Genomic DNA, 25,737 nt, shown 5'->3' with positions numbered 1-25,737 from the left:
CATGGATACCCTTGCCCAACTCAAGGCCGGTCAGTTGGCCGGTATCAAGCGCCTGGACCTGTCCTGTGGACTGACGGAGTTCCCCCGGGAAATCTTCGACCTGGCCGATTCCCTGGAAATCCTCAACCTTTCCGGCAACACCCTCAGCAGCCTGCCGGATGACCTGCACCGTCTGCCGCATCTGCGCGTGCTGTTCTGTCCGGAAAACGCCTTTACCGAAGTGCCGGAATGCCTGGGTCAATGCGCGCAGTTGAGCATGATCAGCTTCAAGTCGAACCAGATCAGCAGCGTCCCGGCGGCGTCGCTGCCGCCACTGTTGCGCTGGCTGATCCTCACCGATAACCGCATCAGCCAGTTGCCGAGGGAGCTGGGTGAACGGCCCTTGCTGCAAAAGCTGATGCTGGCCGGCAACCATCTGGAGCAGTTGCCGCAAAGCCTGGCCCAGTGCAAAAACCTCGAACTGATCCGCATCGCCTCCAACCGCCTGACCCGCTTGCCGGACTGGCTGCTGACCTTGCCGAGCCTGACCTGGCTGGCCTACGCCGGCAACCCGGTAGAGATGGCCGTGGAAGAGGCCCGGCATGACGCGACGCCAAACATTCCCTGGTCCGAGCTGGAATTGGGCGAAGTGTTGGGGGAAGGCGCTTCCGGAATCATCCGCAAAGCGTCCTGGACCTCGCCAAACGGGGCGGCCAAGGCGGTGGCGGTCAAACTCTATAAAGGCAGCATTACCAGTGACGGCTCGCCCCTGCACGAAATGCACGCCTGCATCGCCGCCGGACTGCATGCCAACCTGATCAAGGTTGAAGGCCGGGTGGTCGAGCATCCCCAAGGCCAGGCGGCGCTGGTGATGCAACTGATCGAGCCGAGCTACCGCAACCTCGCGGCCTTGCCGAGCCTGGCGTCGTGCACCCGGGATATCTACGAGCCCACCACCCGTTTCAGCGCGGAGGTGGCGCTGCGCATGGCCCGGGGCATCGCTTCGGTGGCGGCGCACCTGCACGAGCAAGGCATCACCCACGGCGATCTGTACGGCCATAACATTCTGTGGAATGAAGCCGGTGAATGTTTGCTGGGGGACTTTGGTGCCGCGTCGTTTCACGCCACGGTCGACAGCCAGGAAACCCGCGCGTTGCAGCGTATAGAAGTGCGCGCGTTCGGCGTGTTGCTGGGGGAGCTGCTGGAAAGGATTGATACGGGATTGAGCGAGGAAAAGCGCGTGGCGCTGGAAGCCTTGCGGGATAACTGCTGCCAGCCGGAGGTGCTGGCCCGGCCTGGGTTCGAGGCAATCACAACCCTGTTGCAGTCTTCCAAACTTCGCTAAACCCATGTGGGAGCGGGCTTGCTCGCGAATACGGTGTGTCAGTCAATACATACTTGGCTGGTACACCGTATTCGCGAGCAAGCCCGCTCCCACATTTGGGCCGAGTTCACATCCGGTTAGGATTAACCCGCCAACCCGACGAACATGTCCTGCACGTCATCATGGTTGTCCAAGCCTTCCAGGAAGGCTTCGACTTCAGCCATCTGCTCATCGCTCAAACCGCTCACCGGGTTCTTCGCGATGTAGCCCAGCTTGGCCGACAACACGGTGAAACCCTGCTCCGGCAAGGCTTTCTGCACGGCGTCCAGGTCGGTGGTCTCGGTGATGAACAGGGTGGTGCCCTCTTCTTCGCCTTCTTCGAAATCCTGGGCACCGGCTTCAATCGCGGCCATTTCCGGATCGGCGTCCGGGCTGTCCGGCGACGCTTCGATCAGGCCCACATGGTTGAAGTCCCAGGCCACAGAGCCCGAAGCACCCAGTTGCCCCTTGCGGAACGCCACACGGATTTCCGCCACGGTGCGGTTGATGTTGTCGGTCACGCATTCAACGATCAGCGGCACCTGGTGCGGGGCAAAACCTTCGTAGGTCACACGGTGGTATTGCACGGTCTCACCGAGCAGACCGGCGCCTTTCTTGATCGCGCGTTCCAGGGTTTCCTTGGGCATCGAGGCCTTTTTGGCCTGCTCCACCACCAGGCGCAAATGTGCGTTGGTGGCAGTGTCGGCACCGTTGCGGGCGGCAATGGTGATCTCTTTCACCAGCTTGCCGAAGATCTTGCCCTTGGCATTGGATGCCGCTTCTTTATGTTTGACTTTCCACTGTGCGCCCATGACTCACTCTCTTCTGTCCATCGCGCCGAGACGTCTACTGGCCGGCGCTTTGGGGGCAGAGTTTATAGCGCTGAAACACTCTAATCCACCAAAAAACCGGCCATGCCCCTCAGGTCCGCAAGGGATTGATTGCGCGCTCACGGTCGGGCACGAAGTCGCCCACCTGTGCCAGCACCGCCGGTCTGGCGTTCCAGTACGGCATCAACACCAGCGAGGAAAACAGCGCGGCGCCGGCAAACACGATAAACACCGTGACCGTGTCGAAGTAGCCTGGCAACAAGCCGCCAAGAATCGCCCCCACCGAACCGCAGCCGTTGACGAACCCCGCCGCCGTCGCGCCAGCCTTGGCGGTGCCGAAGTCGATGGCGGCGGTGCTGCTGATCATCGAGTCCGGCCCATACAGGGTCAGGCCCATCACAAACAGCAACGCCATCACCAGCACCACGCTGCCGGTGTGCAAGGCGCCCATGAACAACGCCAGCGCCACCGTCAGCGCCAACAGGCTGAGGACACAGGCCGGCATGCGCCGGGCGCCGAACAGTTTGTCGGACGCCATGCCGATCATGATCGGCCCCAGCAACCCCGCCAGTTCGAACGCCGTGGGCACAATCGCTGCGCCGACCTTGCCCACCGAGGGCATCTGCTCATACACAATCACCGGCCCCCACAACAGGATCGCGTAACGCGCCGGTTTCAACAGAAAGTACGCCAGCCCCAGGGTCAACACCGTGCGGTTGCGCAAGATGGCCCGCAACGGCTCCAGCACACTGGCACTCTTTTCGGCAGCGGTCTGCTCCGGCTCCGGTTCCACCGCTGGCAATCCCACATCCTGTGGCGTGTTGCGCTGGAAAATGAAGAACAGCACCGCCACCACCGCGACCACGGCCGCACTTGAGATAAACGCTGCATGCCAGGTGCCGATCAGCGTATACGCCCACCAGCCGGCAAACGGCGACGCCACCAGGCCGCCGAAGGCGTAGCACGAACTCCATAGCCCCAGCACCCGCCCACGCTGCTGCGCCGGGAAGAAACTGCCAAGGTTCTTGCACAGCCCCGACCAGCCGGTGGACTGGGCCAGGCCCTGGATCAACATGCAGGTGACAAAGATCGGCAAGGTGGCAAACGTGCCCATCACCAGGGCGGCGGCGGCGGAAATCAGCAACCCGCCGAGTACCACCACACGCGGCCCGAAACGGTCGGCAAGCATGCCCCAGGTGAACTGGCCAACGGCGTAGGCCGCCAGGTAGATGCCATCCAGGTTGGCCATCATCATCTTGTCCAGCGGAAAACTCGGGTCGTCGACGATCCCCAGTTTGGCCACCGAAAAAGCTTTGCGGGTGAAATAGAAGGCCGCGTACGCCAGCCAGGTGATGGCGAAAATCTGCACGCGCCAACGCTTGATGTTACTCAAGGGAGTATTCATGGTGGTTCTGACCTCGGGTGTGAGTGTGCCGGCAGAATGAAAAGCAAACGCCTGTATTTTTATTGTTGAGCACTGCAGTACCGGCGCTTGGAAAGGCGCGGTATTGGTCAGATGAGTCCCGCTGGTAAGCACGCAGAAGACCCATGGCCGCCGAAGGTGGAGGACTCGACTTACGGCGACTGGGGGCTATCAAAGCAATGGCTGACTAATAGGTAAAATCGATTTATCGTATTTCAAATATAAGCTGAGCTTGTAAGAGGATTCGCGATGTCGGTGTCCCACGCCCAACTCAAAGCCTTTCATGCGGTGGCCGTCCACGGCAGCTTTACCCACGCCGCCGAGCGCTTGTTCCTCAGCCAGCCGGCCATTTCCGACCAGGTGCGCAAGCTCGAAGAACGCTTCGGCGTGCTGCTGTTTCATCGCAACAAACGCTCAGTACGATTGACCGACCTTGGCGAGCGCCTGTTGAGCATCACCCAGCGCTTGTTTGCGGTCGCGGCGGAAGCCGAAGAGCTGTTACAGGATTCCCGGGCATTACAAACCGGCACCCTGACACTCGCGGTCGATGCGCCCGTGCATGTGCTGCCGCAGATCGCGCGCTTTTGCCAGCTGTACCCGGGCATCAGCGTGAAGATCGAAACCGGCAACACCGATGAATCGCTGTTTCGCCTCTACAACTACCAGGCCGACCTGGCGCTGCTGGGGCGCGATGTGGACGACGAGCGGCTGCTGTCATTGCCATTGCCGGATGATCAATTGCTCGCGTTTGTCGCCCGCAACCACCCGTGGGCGAGCCGTGAGTCGATCTGCCTGGCGGACCTGGACGATACGCCGCTGGTGTTGCGGGAAATCGGCTCGGTGACCCGTCAGACCCTGGAGCAGGAAATGCACCAGGCCGGGCTGCGGATTCGCCCGGCGATCCAGGTGGAAGGCCGCGAAGCCGCGCGGGAGGCGGTGGTGGTGGGGATTGGCGTGGGGGTGGTGTCGGCTGCGGAGTTTGGGGCCGATTCGCGGGTGTATGCGATGCCGATCCGTGACTGTACGCAGCGGATGAAGGAAACCCTGGTGTGTTTGAAAGAGCAGAGTTCACGGCGGGTGGTGGCGACTTTTCTGGAGATTGTGCGGGAAAGTTTGCGGTGAATTTGAGGGCCCCTTCGCGAGCAAGCCCGCTCCCACAGTTGACCGAGTTCTACCGATGGAATGTGGTCGAATGTGGGAGCGGGCTTGCCCGCGAAGGGGCCAACTAGGCCTTGAGCCAACACCCTCTAAGGCGCCAACTCGAAAAACGCCTGAATCAACCGCAACTCCCGCCGCCGCTCCATGCACCCGATCACATGCCGATTCACTAGCCCCTCACCCTGGATCGGAATCGCATGCACCCGCGGGTCCCGGCTGACTTCCATCGACGACACCACACCAACCCCCAATTCAGCCGCCACTGCTTCCGTCACCGCCTCACGGCTGTCCAGCTCCAGCAACACCTTGGGCTGCACACCGGCCTGGGCGCAGGCATCGTCGAAGGTCCGCCGCGTAATCGAGCTGGGTTCACGCAACACCATGATCACCTGATCCAACTGCTCCAGCCGAATCCCCGCAGGCTCCGCCAACCAAGGATGCCCGGCAGGCACCAACGCGCATATCCGGGACTCGATCAACGGCTGCAAATGCAGGCCCTTTCGTGGCTCCACCTCCGTCAACACCGCCACATCGGCGCGCTCCGACAGCAACGCCGCGAGGGTTTCCTGAGCGTTGCCCAGGCGCAAATTGACGGTAATCCCCGGATACCGCTGCCGCAGGCTAGCCAGCATCGGCATGACCATGTGCGGCCCGTCCGCCGCCACTTCCAGGCGCCCGGTAAGCAATTGCCGGTTGGCCTCCAGCAAGGTCTGCGCCTCCTCCACCAGGCCGAAGATCGCCCGGGTGATCGCCGCCAGCTTGGTGCCCTCTTCGGTCAACTCCACCCGCCGCGCGGTACGCCGCAGCAGGGCAATCTGGTAGTGCTCCTCCAGCGCCTTAATATGCCCGGTTACCGCCGGCTGGCTGATGAACAGCCGCTCGGCCGCCCGGGTAAAACTGCCCTCGCGGGCTACGGCATCAAACGCACGCAGTTGAAACAGGTTCATAGCTATCGGCCTCACTGATAGCTCGCATAACAACAAACAATTTGATTGATGACAAGCCAAACTGCAATTTAGGCGCCGTAACTTCATCCCATTGTTTTGCGAGGACACACGAATGAGCACTGCCGCGCCGATCCTGCTGACCCCCGGGCCCTTGACCACCTCGGCCCGTACCCGCCAGGCCATGATGGTCGACTGGGGTTCATGGGATGACCGCTTCAACCAACTGACCGCCAGCCTCTGCGAGCAACTGCTGGTGATCGTCAACGGCACCGCCAGTCACCATTGCGTGCCGTTGCAAGGCAGCGGCACCTTTGCCGTGGAAGCGGCCATCGGCACCCTGGTGCCACGGGACGGCAAGGTGCTGGTGCTGATCAACGGTGCCTACGGCAAACGCCTGGCGAAGATCTGCGAAGTGCTCGGCCGCGAGTTCAGTACCTTTGAAACCGCCGAAGACGAACCCACTACCGCCGCCGACGTCGACCGCCTGCTGCACGCCGACAAGGGCATCACCCACATTGCACTGATCCATTGCGAAACCAGCACCGGGATTCTGAACCCGCTGCCCGAGATCGCCCAGGTCATCGCACGCCACGGCAAGCGCCTGATCATCGACGCCATGAGCTCCTTCGGCGCGCTGCCGATCGATGCCCGTGAAGTGCCGTTCGACGCGCTGATCGCCGCCTCCGGCAAGTGCCTGGAAGGCGTACCGGGGATGGGGTTTGTGTTCGCTGAAAAGCGGGCGCTGGCCGCTGCCCAAGGTAACAGCCATTCCCTGGCGATGGACCTGTTCGACCAGCACAGCTACATGGCCAAGACCGGCCAGTGGCGCTTCACTCCGCCGACCCATGTGGTCGCCGCACTGCACGAAGCGCTGCTGCAATACAACGAAGAAGGCGGCCTGCCCGCCCGGCACCAGCGCTACGCCGACAACTGCCAGGCGCTGCTGGATGGCATGGCCGAACTGGGCCTGCGCAGCTTCCTGCCTGCCGCGATCCAGGCACCGATCATCGTCACCTTCCATGCGCCGAAAGACCCGCGCTACCAGTTCAAGGAGTTCTACGAGCGGGTCAAGGCCAAGGGTTTCATCCTCTATCCCGGCAAATTGACCCAGGTGGAAACCTTCCGCGTGGGCTGCATTGGCCATGTAAACCAGGCCGAGATGCAAGCCGCTGTCGCGGCGGTGGCCGAGGTGCTGCAAGAAATGAACGTGCTCGACATCTGACTGCCCACTACTCACAGGATCTGAACCATGAACTACGCAAACCCAACCCAGCTTCAAGCCGCGATCCTCGACTGGGCCGGCACTGTGGTCGATTTCGGCTCGTTCGCCCCCACGCAGATTTTTGTCGAAGCCTTCGCTGAATTCGACGTGCAGGTCTCCATCGAAGAAGCCCGCGGCCCGATGGGCATGGGCAAGTGGGACCACATCCGCACCCTGTGTGACCAGCCGCAAGTGGCCGAGCGCTATCGCAAGGCCTTTGGCCGCACACCAACCGACGATGACGTGACCGCCATCTACCAGCGCTTCATGCCGCTGCAGATCGAGAAAATCGCCGAGCACTCGGCGTTGATCCCCGGCGCCCTGGACACCATCGCCAACCTGCGCACGCAAGGGATCAAGATCGGCTCGTGCTCCGGCTACCCCAAGCAGGTGATGGACAAAGTCGTCGAACTGGCCGCCACCAACGGCTACGTCGCCGACCACGTGGTCGCCACCGACGAAGTACCCAACGGCCGCCCATGGCCAGCCCAGGCCCTGGCCAACGTGATCGCCCTCGGAATTGATGATGTCGCGGCCTGCGTGAAGATCGACGACACCGTGCCGGGCATTCTCGAAGGCCGTCGCGCCGGCATGTGGACCGTGGCGCTGACCTGCTCAGGCAACGCTCTGGGCCTGACCTACGAGCAGTTCCGCGCCCTGGACGCCGACACACTCGCCAGCGAACGCACGCGCATCGAGGCCATGTTCGAAGGCTCGCGCCCGCACTACATGATCGACACCATCACCGACCTGCCTGCGGTGATCGCCAACATCAACCAGCGCCTGGCACGGGGTGAAATGCCACAGGGCTACTGATCGAGATCAAAAGATCGTCTATACACCCTTCTCTCACGGGCAAACCTTCTAAAACAGGCTTACATTGAAAGGACTCCGTCGCGAAAGAACGGAGGTTTGCCCTGATGAGTGAGGAAGAAAGCGATGCCCTGGAAGAATTCCGATACGCGTTACAGCACCATGTCGATTGCGTTGCACTGGCTGATGGTGGTGCTGCTGGCGGTGGTTTACGCCTGCATTGAATTACGCGGGCAGTTTCCCAAAGGCAGCGGCGGCCGTACGTTGATTGTGGAAATGCACTTCATGTTCGGCCTGACCGTATTTGTACTGGTGTGGCTACGGTTGTTCGCCCGCAGCCTGGGCGTGGCGCCGAAGATCGTGCCGGCCCCGCCGCAATGGCAATCCTTCCTGGCCACCCTGATGCACATGGCGCTGTATGCCTTGATGATCGGCATGCCCATCGCCGGCTGGCTGATCGTCAGCGCGGAGGGGCATTCAGTGATGTTCTACGGCATCGAGCTGCCGCCGTTGATTGCCGAAAACAAGGCGTTGGCCAAAGAGATTGAAAGCTGGCATGTGCTGTTCGGCAAGGTCGGTTACTGGCTGATCGGCCTGCATGCGTTGGCGGGGTTGGGCCATCACTATGTGCTGCGGGACAATACTGCGTTGCGGATGATGCCCGGCAAGAGAGGGAACCTTCAGTAACTTTGGAATCCCCGGCGGCCTTGCAGGCCACCGGTGTGGACAAAGATCAGACGGGTGCCGGGGGAAAATCTCCCGGCTTCAATCTGCTGCTTCAACGCCAATAACGCCTTGCCGGTGTACAGCGGCTCCAGGGGCAGGCCACAGGCTTGCTCGGTGGCGTCGATAAAGGCCAGCAACTCCGGATCAACCTTGGCAAAGCCGCCCCGGCTGGCCTCCAGCAATTCATAACCCTCTTGCACAAGCGCCCGTACCTGCTGCGCCACGCCGTGGTCGTCGGGCACTGCCAGCGCGCCATATACCGGATGCGCGCCCGCCTCGGCCAGCACCAATCCCGCCAACGTGGTGCCGGTCCCCGCAGCCAGCCACCAACCGTGATAGTCCGCCCAGCCCAGGCCGCCTAACTGCGCCTGCGCCTGACTGACCAACACCCCGCAGCCCAACGCACCGGTCAAGCCACCACCGCCCTCAGGCACCGGGTGCAGGTGCGGATACTGCTCGCGCCACGGTAGCCAGAAGTCCGGCTCATTGCGCGCGCGATAGCCGCCATACCCCAGCCAGTGCAGTTGCATGCCGAAGGCGTTGAGGTCGAGCACCGTGGGAGTGTCTTGAGGATGGCCACGCAGCAAGCCAACCGTAGGAAAGCCGAAGCGTTTCCCGGCCGCCGCCAGTGCATGCAAATGATTGGAGTAAGCCCCGCCCAGGCTGATGATCCCGCTGGCACCCGCCGCCCGGCCTTGCGCCAGGTGTTCGGTGAGCTTGAACCACTTATTGCCGCTGATCAGCGGGTCGATGCGATCCAGGCGCAGCACGGCCACTTCCACCGGCCCCATCCAGTCCAGCTTCAGGGGCTCAAGGGGCGCGTGGGGAAGCCAGTCGAAAGGACCCATAAAGGCAGGTCTGCACAAGAAAAGGGGCGGTAGTCTACCACCGCCCCTTTGGCGTGTTTACAGCTCGGCCGCCAGGCGCGAACCCTGGTTGATGGCGCGCTTGGCATCCAGCTCGGCCGCCACATCCGCACCGCCGATCAGGTGCACGTTCTGCCCGACTGCGACCAGGCCATCCTGCAATTCCCGCAGCGGGTCCTGGCCGGCACAGATGACGATATTGTCCACCGCCAGCACCTGCGGCTCACCCTCGGCGCCAATGCGGATATGCAGGCCCTCATCGTCGATCTTCAGGTACTCGACGCTGTTGAGCATCTGCACCTGTTTGTTCTTCAGACCGGTGCGATGAATCCAGCCGGTGGTCTTGCCCAGGCCGTCGCCGACCTTGGAAGTCTTGCGCTGCAGCAGGAACACTTCACGCGCCGGCGCATGGCGCTCGGGCTTGATCCCGGCCACACCGCCGCGGGCTTCAAGCTGGGTATCGATGCCCCACTCTTTCCAGAATGCCTCGCGGTCCAGGCTGGTGGACACGCCCTGGTGCACGAGGAATTCCGACACGTCAAAGCCGATACCGCCGGCACCGATCACCGCCACGCGACGGCCCACAGGCTTGCGCTCCAGGATCACGTCCAGGTAGCTCAATACCTTGGCGTTTTCCACGCCCGGGATGGCCGGTGTGCGCGGCGCGATGCCGGTGGCGAGGATGATCTCGTCGTAACCGCCCGCAACAAGCTGCTCAACGTCGACCCGAGTGTTCAGGCACAGCTCGACGTGGGTGGTCTGCAACTTGCGCTTGAAGTAGCGCAGGGTTTCAAAGAACTCTTCCTTACCCGGCACGCGCTTGGCGATGTTGAACTGGCCACCGATCTCGCTGGCCGAATCAAACAGCGTCACCTGATGCCCGCGCTCGGCAGCGACGGTGGCGGCCGCCAGGCCCGCAGGCCCGGCACCCACCACGGCGATTTTCTTGATCTGCTTGACCGGCAGGTAGTTGAGCTCGGTCTCGTAGCACGCACGCGGGTTGACCAGGCAGGTGGTCAGCTTGCCGCCGAAGGTGTGGTCCAGGCACGCCTGGTTGCAGCCGATGCAGGTGTTGATCTCATCGGCGCGGCCTTCGGCGGCCTTGTTGACGAAGTCCGGGTCGGCGAGGAATGGGCGGGCCATTGAGACCATGTCGGCGTCGCCTTCGGCCAGGATCTGCTCAGCGACTTCCGGGGTGTTGATCCGGTTGGTGGTGATCAACGGAATCTGCACCGAACCGCGCAACTTGGCGGTGACCTTGCTGAACGCACCGCGTGGCACTTTGGTAGCGATGGTCGGAATCCGCGCTTCGTGCCAGCCGATGCCAGTGTTGATGATCGTTGCACCGGCCTGCTCGATGGCCTTGGCCAACTGCACGATTTCTTCCCAGGTGCTGCCGCCTTCCACCAGGTCGAGCATCGACAGGCGGAAGATGATAATGAAATTCGGGCCTACGGCTTCGCGCACCCGGCGCACGATTTCCACCGGCAGGCGCATGCGATTTTCATAGCTGCCACCCCAGCGGTCGGTGCGATGGTTGGTGTGAGCGGCGAGGAACTGGTTAATGAAGTAGCCTTCGGAGCCCATGATCTCCACGCCGTCGTACTCGGCGACCTGGGCCAGCAGCGAGCAGGTGACGAAATCGCTGATCTGCTTTTCGATGCCTTCTTCGTCCAGCTCTTTGGGCTTGAACGGGTTGATGGGCGCCTGGATTGCGCTTGGCGCGACCTGTTTCGGGCTATAGGCATAACGCCCGGCGTGGAGGATTTGCATGCAGATCTTGCCGCCCGCCTCGTGCACCGCTTTCGTGACGATCTTGTGCTTTTGCGCCTCTTCGTCGGTGGTCAGCTTGGCTGCACCGCCATACACCCCGCCTTCATCGTTCGGGCCAATGCCGCCGGTGACCATCAGGCCCACGCCGCCACGGGCGCGCTCGGCAAAATAGGCCGCCATGCGCTCGAAGCCGCCGGGCTTCTCTTCAAGGCCGGTGTGCATCGAGCCCATCAGGGTGCGGTTACGCAGGGTGGTGAAACCCAGGTCCAACGGGGCCAGCAGGTGCGGGTAGGCAGCAGCGGTCATGGTACAGCTCCACAACGGATCATCACGGGACGTGGAGCGCTCGAATGGCACTCCATCGGTTTATGTCCCACAGCCTAAGAGGCTGCCGGTTGCCGCTCAATGACTGTAACTGACAAGTTATTGATCCAAATGCGCAGCGCCCCTTGGCAACCGTGTACATGAGCCCTACCCTAGGTACCGAACCCTGCACCCGGTCCGTTGTCTTTTTCCCATGCGTAAACTTCTTGGCTTCACCCTCATCATGGCCCTGGTCGCCGCCGTTTCCGCCTATCTGGTCTGGACCCAGGAGCGCCCCGTGGGCCATTACCTGTCCGACCTGCGGATCAACCTGGCCGTCGACCAAGGCGTGCCCGCAGACCGCGGTAACCTGCTGGGCATCCAGCCGGAACTCTTCCCCGCCGACTACCAGAGCCTGGAACGCCTGCACCTGAAGCTGGCGGCCTATCTGCAAAAGGCCCGCGACCAGGGCTTGATCAACGACAAGACCATCGTGGTGCTGCCGGAACATATCGGCACCTGGCTGATGGTCAGCGGCGAGAAGAACGATCTGTATCAGGCCACCAACCTCAAGGACGCGATGAACTGGCTGTCGGCGAGCAACCCGCTGCTGTTCCTGCGGGCATTGATCAGCGCCAAGGGTGATGACCGTATCGACGACGCCTACCTGCGCATGAAGGCTCCGGCCATGGCCCGCGACTATCAAGTACTGTTCGGCGGCCTGGCCAAGGAATTCGGCGTGACCCTGGTGGCCGGCTCCATTGCCCTGCCTAACCCGAGCGTCAGCCAGGGCCAACTGCAGATCGGCCATGGCGCGCTGTACAACACCAGCGTGGTATTCGACCGTGATGGCTTGGCGGTGGGCCAGCCGCAACGCCAGCTGTACCCGATTTTCGATGAGCGCGGTTTTATCGAACCCGGCGACGAAAACACCGTCAGCGTGGTCGACACCCCGGCCGGGCGCCTGGGCATCCTGATCGGCAGCGACAGCTGGTACCCGGACAATTACCGCAAGCTCAACGAGCAAGGCGCCCAGTTGGTGGCCGTCCCGGCCTTCGTGATTGGCCGCGAGACCTGGGACAAGCCGTGGCGCGGCTTCAAAAGCGTGTCGACGCCGCCGGAGATCAGCCTCAAGCCCGAAGAACTCAGCGAAGGCGAAGCCTGGCACCGCCTGACCCTGATCAGCCAACAACCCATCAGCCAGGCGACTGCCGGCATGAGCGTGTTCCTGCGCGGGCAGTTCTTTGACATGGGCAGCGCCGGGCAAAGCTTCCTCAGCAGCAACGGCCAGGTGTTCGCCGACGGCAATGCCCGTGGCGCGCGCCTGCTGAACGTGTGGCTGTAACACGATGAAACCGGTGCGGCTTGGGGATTTGTCGGTGGGCTTCGTCCACACCTTGGCCGATGCGATCCACAGCCATGGCCTGGACCCGCAACCGTTGCTGCTGCAATACGGCCTTGACCCGGCCCGCCTGGCCGAGGCCGGCGCGCGCTTGTCGATCCCGCGCTATATGCGCCTGGGCCACGCCGCCATCCAGCTGACCGGCGACGCCAGTCTGGGGCTGCGCATGGGCCAGCTCAGCCGCTTGAGCCAGGCTGGCCTCGCCGGTGTCACCGCCGCCCAGGCCCCTACCGTGCGCGAAGCCGCCCGCACCCTGACACGCTTCGAAGCCTTGTACGGCTCCAACTATCGTGGCCAGTCGAGCTTTCACGAGGATACGGATGGGGCCTGGCTACGCTTCTATTCCATCAGCCCGTACAACGCCTATAACCGCTTTGTGGTGGACTCGATCATCGCCGGGTGGCTGCATCAGTTGTCGAGCCTGAGCCTGCAACCGGTGCAGGCGCAGCGCATCGAAATCGAATTCGAAGCACCGGACTACAGCGAGCGCTACAGCGTGCTGGGGGACTGCCCGATCCAGTTTGGCGCCGAGCACAATCAACTGCGCCTGAGCCAGCAAACCCTGGCCATGCGCAACCCGGAACATTGCCCGAGTACCTGGCAATTACTGGTGCAATTGTGTGAACGGGAACTGGAGCAGTTGACGCGCACCCGCAGCCTGCGCGAGCGCATTACCCGGTTGCTCGGGCCGATGCTCAATGGTGGCCGGGAACCCGACCTGGAAGAAGTGGCGTCACGCTTGAAACTGCCGACCTGGACCTTGCGGCGCAAGCTGGCGGAAGAAGGGACTCAGTTCCGGGCGATTCTCAATGACACTCGCCGCGACCTGGCCATGACCTACATTCGCGATACCGAACTGGCGTTCGGTGAAATTGCCTATTTGCTCGGCTTTGCTTCAGCAGAAGCCTTTCAACGCGCCTTCAAGCGCTGGAACAGCCAGACCCCAGGGGAATTTCGCCGCAGTCAGCGGCATTCCGCCTGACGTCTGTCTTACAGCTCGGTGGCATCATCGGCCGGATCCAGCGGATCCAGTTCAAAGGCCTGGTACTCCAACAGTTCTTCCTGGTAATCGTCCATGGTTGACTCCTTGTTTTATGAAAAGGGGTTGCTTAATGACCTGCACAACCAGCCTAAAGTGCCGCCATGACGAAAAAATGTCCGTGGCATGACGTTCCTGCACTTCAAGATTAAACGTAGCAGTGTTGCGTTGATTTAGCCGGATGAATTTTAGATGCAACTGCAATCATTGCAATTGCAATCACAAGCAAAATTCCATTAGGGTATGGGCACCCGTTGCCAAGCGACCCTGCTCATGACTGCCAGCACCGAACGCTCTGCCCTGATCTGTATCGACGCCCTGAATGCAATGCAGCAGCCGCGCTGTTCGCCCCTGTATAGCGTGATGAACATGGCCAATACCCTGGAGTCCAGCCGCCAGGCGTGGGTGATTCGCGGCCAGTCGCGCTCGCGCCGGGCGATGAGCTGGCCCACGTGGTTTGCGCGCAACACCGGGGAAAAGCCCATGCTGTACCTGCACACGGCCGCGTCATCAGCACAATTGCGCGCGCTGTCCAGAGAGACCCGCCAGCGGGGCATCTTGTGCAACGACAATGAAACCCGGCCCTCCCCGTCACTGCCCTTGTGGTTGGCCAGTAATCCCCACTGCACACCTTATGACCCGGCCTCCGGCGAGGAAGCGCGGGCGGTAGTGCTGGCGGCTTTGCAGGCGCTGTATGTCGACGGAGAGCCGGGGTTTTATTACCTGGCATTGCACGATCAATACGACGGGCCAGGGCTGAGCCCGCAGGATCGTGACCATGCACTCAGGGGCATGTACCGGGTCCGGCGCTCATACACGAGTGAATTGAAGGTGCGGTTGCTGGGCGCGGGTCGAGCGTTTGAAGAAGTCGTGCACGCCGCGCAGTTGCTCGAAACGGATTGGAACGTCGCGGCACAACTGTGGAGCTGCCCCAGCTACACACGGCTGGCCCGTGAGGCGGAGGCGGCGCAACGCTGGAACCGCCTGCACCCGCTGGCACCGAAGCGCAGTTGTCATCTACGGGATTGCCTGGCTGGGGATGGCGCGCCGGTGGTCGCGGTTACCGGGTATCCGCAGCCAATCGTCGATCAGTTGGCGGGGTATGTGGATGCGCGGTTTGTGGCGTTGGGCGCGGGCTCGGTGGAAACGTCGCCACCCAGTCGATATTGGGTAGCGGTGCTGGCATTGAAGGCGCTGGCGGATGACGGCCGTATCGACGCAGAACAGGTGGAAACCGCCCTGCGTCGGTATCACCTGAAATGACGATCTGTAATCCATCACAAATCAAATGTGGGAGCGGGCTTGCTCGCGAAGGCGGTGTGTCTGCTGATATTTCTTTTGCTGACACACCGCTTTCGCGAGCAAGCCCGCTCCCACACTGGATCTTCGTCGCCTGGCGTCTTTGCTTCAGGTCTTACGCCTTCCACGGGTCTGCACACCCGCCTCCATCGCCAGCCCCGCCGTGCGTTCCAGCGCCTCGGCAAAGCCCCGGCGTTGATCGCTGTCGAGCTGCGACAAAAACAACTCATCCACGCTGCTTTCGTAGATTTTCCACATCTTTTTGCGCAACACCCGGCCCGCGTCGGTGATTGAGACAAAGGCAGCACGCCCGTCACCGTCGGAGCGCGAACGCACCACCAGGCCGTCCTTTTCCAGACGGTCCACCAGGCGCGTCAAGTTGTAGCGCTCGATGGCCAGTACATCGGCCAATTCGTGCATGCGCCGGGTGCCATCAGGGCCACTTTCCAGGCCCCACAAAGCGTCGTACCAGGCATACGGCGGCAGACCGGCATCGGCCAGGCGCCGTTCGATTTCACGGATGACCGTCCTGTGGGCCCGAACAAAACGAAACCAGACATCAGGCTCTTTCGACGACATGCAACACCAATCCGGGGAATTTCAAGAAGGTTGCAATAGTAGCTCATCCCACGCTAGATTCAGCCATGTAGTTGCAATTGCAACTACATTCGCAAAGCTCCCACAAGGAGCCCACACGCTGAAACCCGTCCACCCTGGAGCCTGACATGACCCCGAACACTGCAGTACGCCTCGACGACGATCCACAGGAAACCCGCGAATGGCTGGAGTCCATCGAATCGGTGCTGTCCACCGAAGGCCGCCCGCGTGCGCATTACCTGATTGATCAGTTGCTGGATTTCGATGTGGCGCGGCATGGCGACTTCTACGGGCGGGTGACCACGCCTTACGTAAACACCATCCCGGTAGACCGCCAGTTGCCCTACCCCGGCAACCTGGCCACCGAGCGCCGGCTGAATGCGTTTATCCGCTGGAACGCCATGGCCATGGTGCTGCGCGCTGGCAAACATTCCGGCGTGGGTGGGCATATCGCGACCTACGCGTCGGCTGCCGTACTGTATGACGTAGGCTTTGACCATTTCTTCCGTGGTCGAACCGACAGTTTCGATGGCGACCTGGTGTACATCCAGGGCCACTCGGCACCGGGCATTTACGGGCGGGCGTACCTCGAAGGCCGAATCAGCGAAGCGCAACTGGACAATTTCCGTCGGGAAGCCGGCGGCGACGGCTTATCGTCCTATCCGCACCCACGGCTGATGCCGGACTTCTGGCAATTTCCTACGGTGTCCATGGGTCTCGGACCGATCACCGCCGCCTACCAGGCGCGCTTCATGCGCTACCTGGAGTTCCGCGACCTCAAGCAGCACCAGAGCCGCAAGGTGTGGGCGTTCCTCGGTGATGGCGAGATGGATCAGCCGGAATCCCTGGCGGCCATTTCCCTGGCCGGGCGCGAGAAACTCGACAACCTGATCTTCGTGGTCAACTGCAACCTGCAACGCCTCGATGGTCCGGTGCGCGGCAACGCGAAGGTGATCCAGGAATTCGAAAGCCTGTACCGCGCCGCCGGCTGGAACGTGATCAAGGTGATCTGGGGTGGAGGCTGGGATGCGCTGCTGGAAAAGGACAAAAGCGGCTTGCTGCGCCAGCGCATGATGGAATGCGTGGACGGCGACTATCAGAACTACAAATCGCAAAACGGCGCCTACGTGCGGGAACACTTCTTCGGCAAATACCCCGAGTTGCTGGCGCTGGTGGCGGACATGTCCGACGACGATATCTGGAAACTCTCACGGGGCGGCCATGACCCAGACAAAGTCTACAACGCCTATGCCGCCGCAGTGCGCCACAGCGGCCAGCCGACGGTGATCCTGGCGAAAACCGTCAAGGGCTTCGGCATGGGCGAGGCCGGCGAAGGCCAGAACATCAACCACCAGTTGAAAAAGATGGGCGCTGATGCCGTCAAAGCCTTCCGTGATCGCTTCGGGCTGGAAGTGGCCGACGATCAACTGGCCGAAATCCCGTATCTCAAACCGGCCACCGACAGTGAAGAAGCGCGCTATTTCGCCGCTCGCCGCCAGTCGCTGGGGGGTTACGTACCGGCTCGCCACAGCGCGGTCGAGTCGTTGAAGATCCCCGAACTGGAGGCCTTCGCCACCCAACTCAAGGACACTGGCGAGCGCGCGATTTCCACCACCATGGCCTTTGTGCGCATCCTCGGCACGCTGCTCAAGGACCCGAACCTGGGCAAGTTGATCGTGCCCATCGTGCCGGACGAGTCCCGCACCTTCGGCATGGAAAGCCTGTTCCGCCAGATCGGCATTCACTCCGCGGTCGGCCAGCTCTACACCCCACAGGATGCCGGCCAGCTGTCCTACTACAAGGAGAGCAAGGACGGACAGATCATGCAGGAAGGCCTGAATGAATCCGGTGCCATTTCCTCGTGGATCGCCGCGAGTACGTCTTACGCCAACCACGGGTTGATGACCGTGCCGTTCTACATCTTCTATTCGATGTTCGGCTTCCAGCGAGTGGGCGACCTGGCCTGGGCCGCGGGCGATGCGCGGGCGCGGGGCTTCCTGCTGGGGGCGACCGCCGGACGCACCACACTGATGGGCGAAGGCCTGCAGCATGACGATGGCCACAGCCATGTGCTGTCATCGGTGATCCCGTGCTGCGTTTCCTACGACCCGACCTTTGCCTTCGAGCTGGCAGTGATCATTCGCGAGGGCATGCGCCGGATGTACGTCGAGCAAGAGGACATCTACTACTACATTACCCTGCTCAACGAAAACTACCCGCACCCGGCGATGCCCGAAGGTGTCGAGGATGGGATTCTCAAGGGCATGTATCGGTTGAAGGCGGCTGAAGACACCGTGCAACCACGGGTACAGCTGATGGGCAGCGGTTCGATCCTGCGGGAAGTCATCGCCGCTGCTGATTTGCTGCGGGATGACTTCGCCGTGGCCAGCGACGTGTGGAGCGTCACCAGCCTCACCGAGCTGCGCCGGGAAGGCCATGCCGTGGAACGCTGGAATCTGCTGCACCCGGAAAGCGAACCGCGTGCCAGCTATGTCGAGCAGTGCCTTGAGGGCCAGGCCGGGCCCGTGGTGGTCGCCACCGACTACATGAAGATATTTGCTGATCAGATCCGCCCGTTCGTGCCGGGTCGACGCTTTGTGGCGCTGGGCACTGATGGCTTCGGGCAATCGGATACCCGCGAAGCCTTGCGCGAGTTCTTTGAGGTGGACCGTTACTTCATTGCACTGGCGGCCTTGAAGGCGCTGGCGGATGACGGCCTGATCAGCCGCGCCAAGGTGGCGGAGGCGATCAGCCGCTACGGGATCAACGTCGACAAGGCCAACCCCGTAGCGGTTTAGTTACTGCGCAGGCGTCGGCAGGGGCGGAATCGCTTCGGTCGGCGCCGGCAGCGTCGGGGTGGTTGCCTCTGGGGCTGGTGCCGGGGTTTCCTTGGGAGCAATCGGCGCAGGTTCTGCCGGCGGCACAACCGGCTCCGATGCCGCAGGCACAACCGCCGGCGTCACCGGGGCTGCCGGTGTGGCTGGTGCGTCTTTCGGTACTTCTTTCGAGGATTCTTTAGGCGCCTCAACCTTATCGGCCGCCGGAGCTGCCTTTGGTTCCGGAATGCCCAGGTCAGCCTTGGGCTTCTCTGGAATATGCGCAGCCTTTTTCACTTCCTGGGGCAGGAAAACATCCACCAGCGCGAAATAACGCTCATAGAACTTTGGCGCAGACACCGTCTCGCTGGCCACCTTGACCATCGAATCATCGGTGGAGCCAATCGGCATCGACACCGAACCCAATACCCCCACACCCAGGCTGGCGGAGTTATTGACCTTCTTCAGCGCGTAGCGGTCCTGCAAGGCGTTGGCGAACATCGTCGAGTGATGATTGCCACTGCCATCGTCGGCACAGACCACGTTGAAGCTGATCTGCAGGTGAGTTTCGCCGGTCTGCTGGAAGCTCTTGTTACCCGCCACCAGCTTTGGATCGCTGCTGGTAATGATGTAACCCTGGCTCAACAGCGCACGCCGCGCCGCTTCACAGGCCGCGGTGTCACTGACCGGGTAATCACGGGAAAACGTACCGGAGTCGTCGAAATTCTCATGTTCATAAATAGCGGTCTTGGGTGACGAGCAGCCCGCAGCGCCCGCCAGCACCAGCGCCAACCCGAGGCTACGCAAGTGAAATGATGTCGACATCGAAAATCCTGAGGAAAACAGTCAGGGCGGTATTGTGCAACAGAACGTGGCCTTGGCGCGCGAATTCCTGTCGGTAAAACGTCACAGCCTTACGGGACGGTGTCTGCAGGAAAAAGCCGCTCGCCCATATGGTCGATAAACACGCGCAATTTCGCCGAGGCATGGCGACTTGATGGCCAGAGCATCCAGAAACTGCCGCTGTGGTCCAGGTAATAGTCCAGCACCCGCTGCAACCGGCCCTGCTCCACCGATTCGCGGACCATGAAGTCCGGCAGGCAGGCAATCCCCAGGCCTGCATGGGCCACATGCATCAACGATTCGATGGTGGTGGAGACCAGCGGCGCACGCAGGACCGGCTCCGGCACGCCCGGTTCCGGGCGCAGTGGCCAGGCTTCCAGCTTGCCGGTGGCGCAGAACTTGTGGCGCAGGCAGGCGTGGTCGTTCAAGTCCCGAGGCTGACGCGGCGTGCCATGCAAGCGCAGGTATTCCGGGGAGGCCACCAGCACCAGCCGGTAATACCCGAGGTGGCGTGCCATCAAGCGCGAATCCTCGGGTTTGCCGGTGCGGATCACCGCGTCGAACCCTTCCTCGATCACGTCCACCATGCGGTCGGAGAAGTCCACATCCAGCTCGATCTCGGGATAGCCCCGCATGAAATCCGTCAGCACCGGCATCAACAGGCCGCGCACTTGGGGCAGGCTCACACGCAGCTTGCCTCTGGGTGTGGCGGATGCCTGACTCAGTTCCTGTTCTGCGGCCTCGACCTCGGCCAGGATCCGTCGGGAGCGTTCGAGAAACAGCGCGCCCTCGCTGGTCAACGTGATGCTGCGGGTACTGCGATGGAACAGCCGAACCCCCAGGCGCTCTTCGATGCGCGCGATGCTTTTGCCAATCGCCGAGGACGACACCCCCAGCAGGCGCCCGGCCTCGGTAAAGCTGCGGGTCTCCGCCACCTGCACAAACACTGAAATACTGCCGAGGCTGTCCATCGTCTCGCTCCCAAGGATTGCGGACGTTGGCGTCCGATAAGTTCGGAACCTTAGCCTGTTTTTCTCCAGCGTGCAGCACCCTACTCTGGCTCCCTGCCCTTACGCCTGAACACCGGAGCCACCCAACATGAGCGACAACGCCTTACCTTCCCCGCCCCTTGCGGCCAGCCGTGAACGCTTGCCCCTGGGCGGTCTGCTGGCATTGGCTACCGCCGGCTTCATCACCATCCTCACCGAAGCCATGCCCGCGGGCCTGCTCCCGCAAATGGGCGCTGGCCTCGGGGTGTCCGACGCCTTGGTGGGCCAGTTGGTGACCCTTTACGCCCTTGGTTCCCTGCTGGCGGCGATTCCCCTGACCATCGCCACCCGGGGCTGGCGCAGGCGGCCGTTGCTGATGATTGCCATCGGCGGGTTTGCCTTGGTCAACAGTGTGACGGCGTTTTCCAGCGATTACCTGCTGACCCTGGTGGCGAGGTTCTTCGCCGGGGTGTTCGCGGGATTGCTTTGGGCGCTGCTGGCCGGCTATGCCAGCCGTATGGTTGCGCCGCACTTGCAAGGCCGGGCAATTGCCGTGGCCATGCTCGGCGCGCCATTGGCCCTGTCACTCGGCGTACCAGCCGGGACATTCCTGGGCACCACGGTAGGCTGGCGCCTGAGCTTTGCAATCATGACCGGCCTGACGGTTGTGCTGCTGGCCTGGGTGCGCTGGCAGGTCCCGGACTTTGCCGGGCAACGAGCAGAAAAACGCCTGGGACTGCGTCAGGTGCTGGCACTGCCGGGAATTCGTCCGGTGCTGTTTGTGACCTTCACCTACGTGCTGGCCCATAACATTCTCTACACCTATATCGCGCCGTTCCTGGTACCCGCCGGGATGGCAGCGGAGATTGATCAGGTACTGCTGGTGTTTGGTCTGGCAGCGCTGTTGGGCATCTGGATGGTCGGCGCGCTGATTGATCAACGGCTGCGGGCCTTGTTGGTGCTCAGTTGCGGGATGTTCGCACTGTCAGCATTGGCGCTGGCGTTCTGGATTAGCTCGCCGGCCGTGATCTACACCACCGTGGCGTTATGGGGGCTGGCGTTTGGCGGCCTCCCGGCATTGCTGCAAACGGCGCTGGCCAAGTCAGCCGGGGATTCAGCCGATGCCGCGCAGTCAATGCTGGTGACGGTATGGAACCTGGGCATCGCCGGCGGCGGGCTGCTCGGCGGCATGTTGCTACAAGGTTGGGGAGTGACATCGTTTCCATGGGCGGTCGCCGCATTGGTTGTGCTGGCCCTGATGGCGACGTTGCGTTTAACCGATGTTTAAACGAAACGTGACGTGATGTTTCTTAACTCTTATGATCGCCCTGGGTGCGCTGCTGCATACGGCACAGCGCAGGTTAAAGGATAAGCATTGGTCGGGCCGCCAATGGAGATTTGTCGTGCCTGATAAACACCCTGCTATTCCTCGCCCCCAGGTTTTGGTCGAAGGCGCCCTGTCTGCATTGGAGCGATTTTCACGCATCGAGGCCGTCAGCGGCATCGTGTTGCTGCTGGCGGCGATTGTCGCGCTGATCTGGGCCAACAGCGCGGTCGCCGATTCCTACGAACACTTCTGGAACACCCCACTCACCATCGGGCTGGGAGACTTCACGGTCTCGCGCTCGTTGCACTTCCTGGTGAACGACGGGTTGATGACCATCTTCTTCCTGGTGGTGGGCGCGGAGATTCGCCAGGAGATCAGGGACGGCGCACTCGCCAACCTGAAACTCGCTACCCTGCCCTTGGGCGCTGCGCTGGGTGGCGTACTGATGCCAGCCCTGATTTACACCCTGCTCAATCATGGCACCGAAGCGGCCAGCGGCTGGGCCGTGCCCACTGCTACCGACATCGCGTTTGCCGTAGGCGTGCTGGCGCTGCTGGGTAAATCGATTCCGGCTGGCGTGCGCATCTTGCTCCTGGCGCTGGCGATCATTGATGACATCGTCGCCATCCTGATCATCGCGATCTTCTACACCGCAAGCCTTGACTACATGGGCTTGGTGATCGCGGCCTGTGGGTTGGCGCTGGTGCTGATTTTCCAGCGGATGGGCATCGGCAAGGCCGTTGTGTACCTGTTGCCAGGGGCGATTGTCTGGTTTGGCTTGCTTAAGACCGGCGTCCATCCGACGCTCGCGGGCGTCATGCTTGGCCTGATAACGCCCGTCACTTCCAGACCGACTCGGGAACGCCCTCTGGACACCATCGGGCGCACATTTAACGAACTGATGGACCGGCTTTCGCATCCGTCAGAAAGTGCCCATCAGGTCGCCAAGCCATTGAAGCAATTGAGACAGGCCCAACGGGAAATGTTGCCGCCGGTGCAGCGGATTCAAGCCGGGTTACACCCATGGGTGGCCTTCGGCGTCATGCCACTGTTTGCCCTGGCCAACGCGGGGGTGAGCCTGCAAGGATTCAACCTGAACGACCCGCTGCCCCACGGGGTGTTCATGGGGGTCATCCTGGCATTGGTGCTCGGCAAGCCGCTGGGAGTGATGCTGGCGAGTTTCGTGCTGGTCAAACTGAATATCTGCAAACTGCCGGAGGGCGTGACCTGGAACGGCGTCGCCCTGGTGGGCCTGCTGGCGGGAATTGGTTTCACCATGTCGATTTTCATCTCGTCGCTGGCCTTCTCCGATCCGACGCTGCTGTCGGCTGCCAAGCTGAGTGTGCTGAGCGCTTCAACCCTGGCGGCTGTGATTGGCCTGAGTTGGGGCAAGTTCAAGTTTGCGCGTTGAATCAACGGCTCGTTGAGTCAGCTGCTTGAGTGGATAAAAAAAGACCCCGGTATCTTCAGGCCGGGGTCTTTTTATTGAGGCAGTAACGCGATCAGAACTTCTTGATCTCAGCCTTGGTTTCCAGCTGCTTGCGATAGGCAGCGAAGTCTTGCTGACCGATACGCGAAGCGAGGAAGCGGCGGTACTGAGCCTTCTCGTCATCGGTCGGGGCAGCGGCTTCGTTGACCGCGCTCAAGCGCACGATCACCAGGCTACCGTCTGGCAGGGTCACGCTGGTGAAGGTCGGCTTGTCCTTGGCCGCAGGCTTTGGCATGCGGAACAGGGCTTGCAGCACGGCAGGCTCGACGCCTTCCTGGCCACGGGTGGCCGCTTCGGTGACTTTCCAGGCCTGGCCATCCACCGGCTGGTTCAGCGGTGTCTTGCCATCACGCAGGTTGGCAATCAGCTCGTCCGCGTGAGTCTTCGCCGCAGCGCTTGCGCGCTCCTTGGTCAACTGGGCACGGATGGCCGTGGCAACGCTTTCCAGCGGTAGCTGGGTAGGCTTCAGGTGCTCTTTGGCACGCAGCACCACGATGGTTTCCGGATCCAGCTCGATGGCGGTGCTGTTGGCACCTTCATCCAGTACTTCAGGGCTGAATGCAGCGGTCACCACGGCACGATTTGCAGCAATGCCTTCACCACCTTCACGGCCAAACGGCGCGGAGGTGTGCACGGTCAGCTTCAGGTCCGACGCCGGCTGAGCCAGGTCGGAAGCCTCGAATGCAGCGTCTTCCAGCTGCTTGGTCGCGTCGACGAAACGCTGTTCAACCTGCTGGGTCTTGAGCTCGCGGGTCAGCTTGTCTTTCAGGCTGGCGAACGATGGCACTTCTGGTGCTTCAACGCCCAACAGCTTGATCAGGTGCCAGCCGAAGCTCGAACGCACCGGTGCCGAGACCTGGTCCTTGTTCAACGCGTACAGCGCTGTTTCGAAGGCAGGGTCGTAGACGCCAGGACCGGCGAAACCGAGGTCACCGCCGTTGTTCGCAGAACCTGGATCCTGGGAGAACTCTTTGGCCAGGGCTTCGAATTTCTCGCCTTTGGCCAGGCGTGCCTGGATCTCTTCGATCTTGGCCTTGGCCTGCTCGTCAGTGGTCTTGTCGTTGACTTCAATCAGGATGTGCGCCGCGCGACGCTGTTCAGCGAGGTTGGCGGTTTCTTTCTGATAGAGGGCTTGCAGCTCATCGTCCTTGACCGCGACCTGGTCGAAGAAGGAAGCCTTCTTCAGCTCCAGATAGTCGATGACCACCTGGTCCGGGGTCATGAACTCTTTGGCGTGCTGGTCGTAGTAAGCCTTGACCTCGTCGTCGGTGATCTTCACTGCCGCAGGGTCGGCCTTGATGCTGACGGTGGCGAAGTCGCGGGTCTGTTTTTCCAGACGGGCGAAAGCGAGCACTTCGGCATCAGTCACAAAACCGCTACCGGCAATACCAGCACGCACCTGGCCGATCAGCATTTCCTGGCTCAGCATCTGACGGAATTGCATACGGCTGTAGCCCAGCTGACGGATCACCTGGTCGAAACGCTCAGCGTTGAACTGGCCATCCACCTGGAATTCCGGCGTCTGCAGGATCACTTGATCCAGCGCAGCTTCGGAGAAAGCGAATTTCGAATCGGCAGCGCCTTGCAGCAGCAGCTTGCGATCGATCAGGCTTTTAAGAGCGGCGTCGCGCAGCAGCTTTTCGTCCAACAAGGAAGCATCGAAGTCCTTGCCCAGCTGTTGCATCAGCTGACGACGTTGCATGTCGACGGCCTGGCCCAGTTCACTTTGGGTGATTTCTTCACCGTTGACCTTGGCCACGTCCTGCTTGTTGTTGGTCGAAGCCTGAAAAATAGCCTCGATACCGGTGAACGCCATCAATGCGACGATGATCCCGATAATAGTTTTGGCAATCCAGCCTTGTGAATTGTCCCTGATATTCTGCAGCATGCGTCCCCCAGAAACGGTTGAACTTCAAAATTAGGCAACCGTGGAGCGTGGGTAGAGTCCGGATAGAAGAAAGGCGCATCCGAGGATGCGCCTTCTCGTAACTGGCGGAGCGGACGGGGGTTTGAACCCACACCCCCGGCGTGGCGACCCGATGGATACTTGGGTCAGCTGCCGCTCCGCTGCCAGGTCAGACCTTCGTCCGACCCGGATGGGTAAGGCTTGAGCGAAGCTTAGTTAACAGCTTCTTTCAGGGCTTTACCGGCTTTGAAACCTGGTTTTTTGGCAGCGGCGATTTGCAGAGCCTTGCCAGTCTGTGGGTTACGACCAGTGCGAGCTGGACGATCGGTCACAGAGAAAGTACCGAAACCAACCAGTACCACAGAGTCGCCGGCCTTGAGAGCGCCAGTGACGGATTCGATTACTGCGTCCAGCGCACGGCCAGCAGCGGCTTTCGGGATATCAGCAGATGCAGCGATAGCATCAATCAGTTCCGACTTGTTCACTCTAAGTCCCCTTTTATCTATTGAGTATGATTCTAAGTTTTTTGGTGAAAGCAAAAACCAGTGCTGAATGGCCTACAGACACTTAAGAGCCGCTTTATAACAA

21 protein-coding genes are annotated in these 25,737 nt (G+C 61.6%); 11 read left to right on the top strand and 10 right to left on the bottom strand.

Translation table 11 applies throughout. The features are described 5' to 3' along the window. Position 1 precedes the first annotated feature (1 nt). Positions 2 to 1,324 (top strand): leucine-rich repeat-containing protein kinase family protein, encoded by a 1,323-nt coding sequence (locus BLU46_RS27250; protein WP_093210200.1) that lies wholly within the window; start codon positions 2 to 4, stop codon positions 1,322 to 1,324. Between the two features lie 122 nt (positions 1,325 to 1,446). Here BLU46_RS27250 and BLU46_RS27245 read toward each other — a convergent pair whose 3' ends face one another. Beyond that, complete coding sequence (locus tag BLU46_RS27245; RefSeq protein WP_008431478.1) at positions 1,447 to 2,154, bottom strand: YebC/PmpR family DNA-binding transcriptional regulator; 708 nt, start codon at positions 2,152 to 2,154, stop codon at positions 1,447 to 1,449. A gap of 109 nt (positions 2,155 to 2,263) precedes the next feature. Beyond that, entirely contained in the window at positions 2,264 to 3,577 is a 1,314-nt protein-coding gene (locus BLU46_RS27240) for an MFS transporter (protein WP_093208018.1), read from the bottom strand. Between the two features lie 267 nt (positions 3,578 to 3,844). Between BLU46_RS27240 and BLU46_RS27235 the strand changes: the two genes are divergently transcribed. Further along, the gene (locus BLU46_RS27235) at positions 3,845 to 4,717 is read left to right on the top strand and encodes a LysR substrate-binding domain-containing protein (protein ID WP_093208015.1); all 873 of its coding nucleotides are present in this window, start codon (positions 3,845 to 3,847) and stop codon (positions 4,715 to 4,717) included. 125 nt (positions 4,718 to 4,842) lie between these two features. Here the strand turns inward: BLU46_RS27235 and BLU46_RS27230 are convergent, their stop codons facing one another. Then, entirely contained in the window at positions 4,843 to 5,700 is an 858-nt protein-coding gene (locus tag BLU46_RS27230) for a LysR substrate-binding domain-containing protein (RefSeq protein WP_093208012.1), read from the bottom strand. Between the two features lie 112 nt (positions 5,701 to 5,812). On the opposite strand from BLU46_RS27230, the gene BLU46_RS27225 reads away from it, so the two are divergent. The 3 genes from BLU46_RS27225 (at position 5,813) to BLU46_RS27215 (ending at position 8,461) form a co-directional block, all read left to right on the top strand. Next, positions 5,813 to 6,922 (top strand): 2-aminoethylphosphonate--pyruvate transaminase, encoded by a 1,110-nt coding sequence (locus BLU46_RS27225; protein WP_093208010.1) that lies wholly within the window; start codon positions 5,813 to 5,815, stop codon positions 6,920 to 6,922. A 27-nt stretch (positions 6,923 to 6,949) separates the two neighbouring features. Continuing rightward, complete coding sequence (gene phnX, locus BLU46_RS27220; protein WP_093208007.1) at positions 6,950 to 7,777, top strand: phosphonoacetaldehyde hydrolase; 828 nt, start codon at positions 6,950 to 6,952, stop codon at positions 7,775 to 7,777. 123 nt (positions 7,778 to 7,900) lie between these two features. Next, positions 7,901 to 8,461, top strand: a complete 561-nt coding sequence (locus BLU46_RS27215) for a cytochrome b (RefSeq protein ID WP_017476948.1) — start codon at positions 7,901 to 7,903, stop codon at positions 8,459 to 8,461. Here the strand turns inward: BLU46_RS27215 and BLU46_RS27210 are convergent. Continuing rightward, entirely contained in the window at positions 8,455 to 9,348 is an 894-nt protein-coding gene (locus BLU46_RS27210) for a 1-aminocyclopropane-1-carboxylate deaminase/D-cysteine desulfhydrase (RefSeq protein ID WP_093208004.1), read from the bottom strand. The genes BLU46_RS27215 and BLU46_RS27210 overlap by 7 nt on opposite strands. 57 nt (positions 9,349 to 9,405) lie before the next feature. Further along, positions 9,406 to 11,445, bottom strand: coding sequence for an NADPH-dependent 2,4-dienoyl-CoA reductase (locus tag BLU46_RS27205; RefSeq protein WP_093208001.1), 2,040 nt, complete (start codon positions 11,443 to 11,445; stop codon positions 9,406 to 9,408). A 211-nt stretch (positions 11,446 to 11,656) separates the two neighbouring features. On the opposite strand from BLU46_RS27205, the gene BLU46_RS27200 reads away from it, so the two are divergent. From BLU46_RS27200 to BLU46_RS27190, 3 genes are all read left to right on the top strand, one after another. Next, positions 11,657 to 12,787, top strand: coding sequence for a carbon-nitrogen hydrolase family protein (locus BLU46_RS27200; protein WP_093207998.1), 1,131 nt, complete (start codon positions 11,657 to 11,659; stop codon positions 12,785 to 12,787). A gap of 4 nt (positions 12,788 to 12,791) precedes the next feature. Continuing rightward, entirely contained in the window at positions 12,792 to 13,826 is a 1,035-nt protein-coding gene (locus BLU46_RS27195; RefSeq protein WP_017476944.1) for an AraC family transcriptional regulator, read from the top strand. Between the two features lie 300 nt (positions 13,827 to 14,126). Beyond that, on the top strand, positions 14,127 to 15,146 hold the full coding sequence (locus tag BLU46_RS27190) for a transketolase-like TK C-terminal-containing protein (protein ID WP_093207996.1): 1,020 nt from the start codon (positions 14,127 to 14,129) through the stop codon (positions 15,144 to 15,146). A gap of 144 nt (positions 15,147 to 15,290) precedes the next feature. Here the strand turns inward: BLU46_RS27190 and BLU46_RS27185 are convergent, their stop codons facing one another. After that, positions 15,291 to 15,761, bottom strand: a complete 471-nt coding sequence (locus BLU46_RS27185; RefSeq protein WP_093207994.1) for a MarR family winged helix-turn-helix transcriptional regulator — start codon at positions 15,759 to 15,761, stop codon at positions 15,291 to 15,293. A 146-nt stretch (positions 15,762 to 15,907) separates the two neighbouring features. On the opposite strand from BLU46_RS27185, the gene aceE reads away from it, so the two are divergent. Beyond that, positions 15,908 to 18,577 (top strand): pyruvate dehydrogenase (acetyl-transferring), homodimeric type, encoded by a 2,670-nt coding sequence (gene aceE / locus BLU46_RS27180; RefSeq protein ID WP_093207991.1) that lies wholly within the window; start codon positions 15,908 to 15,910, stop codon positions 18,575 to 18,577. Here aceE and BLU46_RS27175 read toward each other — a convergent pair whose 3' ends face one another. Beyond that, positions 18,578 to 19,420, bottom strand: a complete 843-nt coding sequence (locus BLU46_RS27175) for a DUF2242 domain-containing protein (RefSeq protein ID WP_063028614.1) — start codon at positions 19,418 to 19,420, stop codon at positions 18,578 to 18,580. A gap of 89 nt (positions 19,421 to 19,509) precedes the next feature. After that, positions 19,510 to 20,409: a LysR family transcriptional regulator gene (locus tag BLU46_RS27170; protein WP_063028612.1), complete on the bottom strand. Its 900-nt coding sequence runs from the start codon at positions 20,407 to 20,409 to the stop codon at positions 19,510 to 19,512. A 127-nt stretch (positions 20,410 to 20,536) separates the two neighbouring features. On the opposite strand from BLU46_RS27170, the gene BLU46_RS27165 reads away from it, so the two are divergent. After that, complete coding sequence (locus BLU46_RS27165; protein WP_063028610.1) at positions 20,537 to 21,715, top strand: MFS transporter; 1,179 nt, start codon at positions 20,537 to 20,539, stop codon at positions 21,713 to 21,715. Between the two features lie 115 nt (positions 21,716 to 21,830). Continuing rightward, on the top strand, positions 21,831 to 23,165 hold the full coding sequence (gene nhaA / locus BLU46_RS27160) for a Na+/H+ antiporter NhaA (protein ID WP_063028608.1): 1,335 nt from the start codon (positions 21,831 to 21,833) through the stop codon (positions 23,163 to 23,165). A 91-nt stretch (positions 23,166 to 23,256) separates the two neighbouring features. Here the strand turns inward: nhaA and BLU46_RS27155 are convergent, their stop codons facing one another. Together BLU46_RS27155 and BLU46_RS27150 are read right to left on the bottom strand one after the other, a co-directional pair. Beyond that, positions 23,257 to 25,131, bottom strand: coding sequence for a SurA N-terminal domain-containing protein (locus BLU46_RS27155; protein ID WP_063028606.1), 1,875 nt, complete (start codon positions 25,129 to 25,131; stop codon positions 23,257 to 23,259). 230 nt (positions 25,132 to 25,361) lie between these two features. Then, positions 25,362 to 25,634, bottom strand: a complete 273-nt coding sequence (locus BLU46_RS27150; RefSeq protein ID WP_003174819.1) for an HU family DNA-binding protein — start codon at positions 25,632 to 25,634, stop codon at positions 25,362 to 25,364. Positions 25,635 to 25,737 lie beyond the last annotated feature (103 nt).

The organism is Pseudomonas yamanorum (genome assembly GCF_900105735.1).
GTDB lineage: Bacteria > Pseudomonadota > Gammaproteobacteria > Pseudomonadales > Pseudomonadaceae > Aquipseudomonas > Aquipseudomonas yamanorum.
Note: the sequence above shows the minus strand (reverse complement) of the source record. Positions and strands in the feature narration are given on the sequence as shown.